Below are 6,212 nucleotides of genomic sequence, written 5' to 3'. Positions count from 1 at the left end.
CGCTCGCGCCAGTCCAAGCTGGTCACGACCTACGGCACGGCGCGCTGGGCCAATGCGGAGGACATCCACAAGGCGAGTCTTGACCGGTCTGCGGGCGTATTCCTTGGCCTGCATCGCCAGCAGTACCTGCGGCACGAAGGCCCGGAGCATGTTCTGACCTTCGCGCCTACCCGCTCGGGCAAAGGCGTGGGCCTGGTGGTTCCCACCTTGTTGAGCTGGCCTGCATCGGCCGTCATTCACGACATCAAGGGCGAGAACTGGAGCATCACCGCCGGCTGGCGCTCGCGCTTCTCGCATTGCCTGCTGTTCAACCCGACCGATGCGAAGTCGTCGGCCTACAACCCACTGCTGGAGGTGAGGCGCGGCGCGCACGAAGTGCGCGACGTGCAGAACATCGCAGACATTCTGGTCGATCCCGAAGGAGCACTGGAGCGGCGCAACCATTGGGAAAAGACTAGCCACGCGCTACTTGTCGGCGCCATCCTCCATGTGCTCTATGCGGGCGAAGACAAGACGCTGCGCGGCGTCGCCAACTTCCTCTCCGACCCGGCCAGCCCGTTCGAGCTGACCTTGCACCGGATGATGACCACGCCGCACCTCGGCGATGGGCCGCATCCGGTCGTCGCATCGGCGGCGCGTGAAGTCCTCAACAAGAGCGACAACGAACGCTCCGGCGTGCTGTCCACGGCCATGTCGTTCCTTGGCCTGTACCGCGATCCCACGGTGGCCGAAGTCACCTCACGCTGCGACTGGCGCATCGCTGACCTGATCGCGGCCGAGCATCCGGTATCGCTGTATCTGGTGGTGCCGCCTTCGGACATATCGCGGACGAAGCCGCTCATTCGCCTGATCCTCAACCAGATCGGGCGGCGCCTCACCGAATCGCTCGATGGCTCCGATGGGATCGAGCGCCGCCACAAGCTGCTGCTGATGCTCGATGAGTTCCCTGCGTTGGGGCGCCTGGACTTCTTCGAGACGGCGCTGGCCTTCATGGCCGGCTACGGTATCCGCAGCTTCCTCATCGCCCAGTCGCTCAATCAGATTGACAAAGCCTACGGCCAGAACCATTCGATCCTGGACAACTGCCATGTCCGGGTGACGTTCGCCACCAACGACGAGCGCACCGCCAAGCGCATCTCCGAAACGCTGGGCACCGCGACCGAGCTGCGCGCGCAGCGCAACTACGCCGGCCACCGGCTCGCGCCATGGCTCGGGCATCTGATGGTGTCGCGCCAGGAGACGGCACGTCCGCTGCTCACGCCGGGCGAGGTAATGCAGCTTCCGCCCGACGAGGCCGTGGTGATGGTGTCCAGCGTGGCGCCCATCAAGGCCAAGAAGCTGCGCTACTACGCGGACAGCAATTTCAAGCGGCGCGTGCTTCCGCCGCCGGTGCTTGCAACCCTGTCCATGCAGGGGCGCTATGCCGATGTGCCACCGGAACGCACCGACGACTGGAGCGGGCTGGCGATTCCCGCCATGCCGGTCGCACCGACGGCCGACGCCGCCGATGGGCTGGAGAACCTGGGTTCGGCCGACGACAGCGGCCCACGCCGCCAGCCCGAACTTTCCGAAGCCGTCACCTACGACCCCGACCTGGTTGCGCCCGCAGCCGACCTCGGGCTGCTCGATGACGACGACATGCCGCATCCCCTTCCTCGCCAGCTCGATCCGGCCCTGCAGCGCACGGCCCGGCTGGCTTCCCTCGACCCTGACGACGGAATCGACCTATGACCCAACACCGCCTCAATGTGTTCATCCAGCCGGAGCACAGCAAGCGGCTCGATGAACTGGCCGCCAAGAAGGGCGTGTCCAAGTCCAGCATCGTCGCGGCGGCCCTGGCCTCCTGGCTGTCGCCCGATGCGGCCGACCAGCGCGAGGCGGCAATTGCCAAGCGGCTGGACCGCCTGTCGCGCCACGCCGAGCGCCTGGAGCGCGACCAGAACATTGCCATCGAAACATTGGCGCTGTTCATCCGCTATTTCCTCACGGTGAGCACACCCGTGCCCGAGGCCCATCAGGATGCCGCTCGCGCCCAGGGCAAGGCCCGCTTCGAGCAGTTCGTCGAACAGCTCGGACGGCATTTGCTGCGCGGGCGCAGCCTGGTGCGGGATGTGGTGGAGGAACTGCACACCGATCCGACGCGACCGGAGGGCGCTGCGGCCGTCGCGGATGCCCAGGAGCGTGCCTTATGAGCGCCGTTCCTTCCTCCTTCACGGCCACCTCGCTGGATCGCCGCATCCAGATGCTGCGCACGGCCATGGGGCCGCTGATCGCTGCCGCGCTCGAAGACCCAGACGTGGTGGAAATCATGCTCAACCCCGACCGCACGCTCTGGGTGGATCGGCTGTCCACGGGCCGCGCGCCGATGGGCGTGGAGCTGTCCGAGGCCGATGGCGAACGCATCATCCGCCTCGTTGCAGCTCACGTTGGCGCGGAAGTTCATCGGGGCCAGCCGTTGTTGACGGCAGAGCTGCCCGAGACGGGCGAACGCTTCGAGGGCATCCTGCCGCCCGCCGCGCCGGGGCCGGCCTTCGCCTTGCGCAAGCGCGCCTTTGGCGTGATCCCACTGTCGCGCTACATCGAGGACGGAATGATGACCGCCGCGCAGGCGGGCCTGCTGGTGCGCGCCGTGCGCGAGCGCCAGAACATCCTGATCGCAGGCGGCACCAGCACGGGCAAGACCACGCTCGCCAATGCCTTGCTCGCCGAGATTGCCGCTACCGGTGACCGCGTGCTGGTGCTTGAAGACACGGTGGAGCTGCAATGCGCGGCGCGCGATCACGTACCGCTGCGCACGCGCCAGGGCGTGGTGTCGATGACCGAGCTGGTGCGCTCTTCCATGCGCCTGCGCCCGGATCGCGTGATCGTTGGCGAAGTGCGTGGTGCCGAGGCGCTGGATCTCATCAAGGTATGGGGCACGGGCCACCCCGGCGGCATCGCCACCATCCACGCCGGCTCCGCGCTGGGCGCGCTGCTGCGCCTGGAGCAACTGATTCTCGAAGTGGCGGAGAACCCGCCCCGTGCGCTGATCGCGGAAGCGGTCAACGTGGTCATCCACATCGCCGGGCGCGGACGCAAGCGCCGCATCGAGAGCATCGCCCGCGTCGTCGGCTTCGATGGCGCGGGCTACCAACTGGCGGATGCGCTGGAGGCTCCATTCCCGGAGCTGCTGTCGCAGTCCGACCTTTCTTCCCTGTCCCTTGACCAACCTGGAGAACTGCCATGACGCAGATGATCGTTCCTGCTTTCCGTATTTCTGCAAACCCGCTTGCCCTGCGCTGCCGTCCCGCGCGGCTGGATGGCTTGGCACGCCCAGCCCTGCAGGGCCTGATGCTCGCGGCGCTGACGCTGCTGCTCGCAGGCACCGCGCAGGCCGCCGGTTCCTCGATGCCTTGGGAGGGGCCGCTGCAATCCATCCTGGAGTCGATCCAGGGTCCGGTGGCCCGGATCATCGCGGTCATCATCATCATCGCCACGGGCCTGGCGCTGGCCTTCGGCGATGCCTCGGGCGGTTTTCGCAAGCTGATCCAGATCGTCTTCGGTCTGTCGATCGCGTTTGCCGCGTCCTCGTTCTTCCTGTCGTTCTTCAGCTTCTCGGGCGGGGCTGTCGTATGAGCGCGGCCCACGATGGCGTGCAGGGGTTCGCTCCGGGGTTCGAAGTGCCACTGCACCGCTCGCTGACCGAGCCGATCCTGCTGGGCGGCGCGCCGCGCACGGTGGCGATTGCCAATGGCACCTTGGCCGCGGCCGTGGGCTTGGGCCTGCAACTGTGGATTCCGGGCGTGGTGCTCTGGATCGCCGGCCATGCGCTGGCGGTCTGGGGCGCGCGTGTCGATCCGCAGTTCATGCAAGTCTTCGCGCGCCATATCAAGCACCGGCCGCTGCTGGACGTGTAGGGGCAAAGGGAGATATCGCATGCTGAACCTTGCCGAATACCGCCAGCGCCCGGCCTTGCTGGCTGACTGGCTGCCTTGGGCCGGGCTGATCGCTCCGGGCGTCGTGCTGAACAAGGATGGCTCCTTCCAGCGCACGGCGCGCTTTCGGGGGCCAGACCTCGACAGTGCCACGCAGGGCGAGCTGATCTCTACGTCAGCACGGTTGAACAACGCGCTGCGCAGGCTGGGTTCGGGCTGGGCCTTGTTCATCGAAGCCGAGCGCCGGCCCGCCGCCAACTACCCGCACTCGGAGTTTCCCGAACCGCAGTCCTGGCTGGTGGACGAAGAGCGACGGGCAGCCTTCGAGGACTCCGGCAACCATTTCGAGAGCGGCTATCACCTCACGCTGGTGTATCTACCGCCCGAGGAGGCCCGCGCCCGTGCGGTCGGAATGCTGTACGAGAACCGTCCGACCGAGGGCGTGGACTGGCGTGAGCGCCTGACCGCGTTCGTCGCGGAGACGGATCGGATTTTCGACCTGCTCGATGGTGTGATGCCGGAGATTGCGTGGCTCGATGACAGCCAGACGCTGACCTACCTGCACTCGACTATTTCCACGCGGCGCTACCGCGTGGGCGTGCCAGAGGTGCCATTCCACCTCGATGCCTTGCTGGCCGATTCCGCGCTGATCGGCGGACTGGCACCGATGCTGGGCGACCAGCACCTGCGCGTGGCGACGGTGCGGGGATTTCCGACTTCGACTTGGCCGGGGATTCTGGATGACCTCAACCGTCTCAGCTTTGCGTACCGCTGGAGTACGCGCTTTCTCTGCCTCGACAAAGCCGATGCGGAAAAAGAGCTTTCCCGCCTACGCCGCCAGTGGTTCGCCAAGCGCAAAAACGTGATCGCGCTGCTGCGCGAGACGATCTTCCAGCAGGAAAGCCCGCTGGTCGATACCGACGCCAGCAACAAGGCCACCGATGCTGATGCCGCCTTGCAAGAGCTGGGCAGCGATCAAGTGGCCTTCGGCTACGTGACGGCGACCGTCACAGTCATGGACGCGGATGCCGCCGTGGCCGACGAGAAGCTGCGCAGGGTGGAGCGCGTCATCCAGGGGCGTGGCTTCGTCACCATCCCCGAAACGCTCAACGCCGTGGATGCGTGGCTGTCGTCCATTCCGGGCCATGCCTACGCCAACGTCCGCGAGCCCATCGTCTCGACGCTGAACCTGGCGCACCTGATGCCGGTGTCGGCGGTATGGGCCGGGCCGGAGAAGAACGCGCATCTCGACGGCCCGCCGCTGATCGTCACGCGCACTGAGGGCGCGACGCCGTTCCGGCTGGTTACGCACATCGGCGACGTGGGCCACACGCTGGTGGCTGGGCCAACCGGTATGGGCAAGTCCGTGCTGCTCGCCACTTTGGCGATGCAGTTTCGGCGCTATCGCGGCTCGCGCATCTTCGCCTTCGACATGGGGCGCTCGATGCGCGCCACGATCCTGGGCCTGGGCGGCGAGCACTACGACCTTGGGCTGGATGGCGAGATCGCTTTCCAACCACTCGCGCGCATCGACCGCGAGGGCTACCGCACCTGGGCGGCTGAATGGATCGAAGGCCGTTTGCGGCATGAGGGCGTGGCCGTCGGCCCCGAGGAGAAGGTGGCCATTTGGTCGGCGCTGGGAAGCCTGGCCGGAGCTCCGGTGGAGCAGCGCACGATGACGGGCCTTTCCGTACTGTTGCAATCGAACGCGCTGCGGCAGGCGCTCGCGCCCTATGTGCTCGGCGGCGCCCACGGCAAGCTGCTGGACGCGGATTCGGATCGACTGGGCTCCGGCTCCGTGCAGTGCTTTGAGATGGAAGAGCTGATGCACAACAAGGCCGCCGTCATGGCCGTGCTGCATTACCTCTTTGCACGGTTCGATGAACGCTTTGACGGCGCACCGACGCTGCTGATCCTCGATGAAGCGTGGCTGTTCCTCGATGACCCGGTGTTCGCGGCGCGCATCCGCCAATGGCTCAAGACGCTGCGCAAGAAGAACGTGAGCGTCATCTTCGCCACGCAGAGCCTGGCGGACATCAAGGATTCGAGCATCGCGCCCGCAATCATCGAGAGCTGCGCGAGCCGCATCTTCCTGCCCAACCCACAGGCGACCGAGCCGCAGATCAGGGTTATCTACGAAGGCTTCGGGCTGAACTCGCGCCAGATCGAGATCGTGGCGACCGCGCAGCCCAAGCGCGACTACTACTACCAATCCCGCCTCGGCAACCGCGTGTTCGACCTCGACCTGGGGCCGGCGACGCTGGCCTTCGCGGGTGCTTCCACGCCGCAAGACCAGCG

Annotated in this window: 6 protein-coding genes; all 6 read left to right on the top strand. The window is 66.5% G+C overall.

Annotated elements, in window-relative coordinates:
- A partial coding sequence (locus tag Q0D45_RS20210) for a conjugal transfer protein TraG (RefSeq protein ID WP_293397322.1) occupies positions 1–1,731 on the top strand: 1,731 nt, incomplete at its 5' end.
- Entirely contained in the window at positions 1,728–2,192 is a 465-nt protein-coding gene (locus tag Q0D45_RS20205) for a CopG family transcriptional regulator (RefSeq protein WP_012436232.1), read from the top strand. The genes Q0D45_RS20210 and Q0D45_RS20205, both read left to right, overlap by 4 nt.
- Positions 2,189–3,226, top strand: coding sequence for a P-type conjugative transfer ATPase TrbB (gene trbB, locus Q0D45_RS20200; protein WP_027015133.1), 1,038 nt, complete (start codon positions 2,189–2,191; stop codon positions 3,224–3,226). The genes Q0D45_RS20205 and trbB overlap by 4 nt, the downstream gene beginning before the upstream one ends.
- Complete coding sequence (locus Q0D45_RS20195) at positions 3,223–3,615, top strand: TrbC/VirB2 family protein (RefSeq protein WP_154163157.1); 393 nt, start codon at positions 3,223–3,225, stop codon at positions 3,613–3,615. Before trbB ends, Q0D45_RS20195 begins: the two co-directional genes overlap by 4 nt.
- A complete protein-coding gene (locus Q0D45_RS20190; protein ID WP_154163158.1) occupies positions 3,612–3,896 on the top strand; it encodes a VirB3 family type IV secretion system protein in 285 nt (94 codons plus the stop codon). The genes Q0D45_RS20195 and Q0D45_RS20190 overlap by 4 nt, the downstream gene beginning before the upstream one ends.
- Positions 3,897–3,915: 19 nt before the next feature.
- The coding region (trbE, locus tag Q0D45_RS20185) for a conjugal transfer protein TrbE (RefSeq protein WP_293397310.1) at positions 3,916–6,212 on the top strand (2,297 nt) is incomplete at its 3' end.

Source organism: Nevskia sp., from assembly GCF_023266035.1.
Taxonomy (GTDB): domain Bacteria; phylum Pseudomonadota; class Gammaproteobacteria; order Nevskiales; family Nevskiaceae; genus Nevskia.
This window is presented reverse-complemented; position numbering and strand designations above follow the sequence as displayed.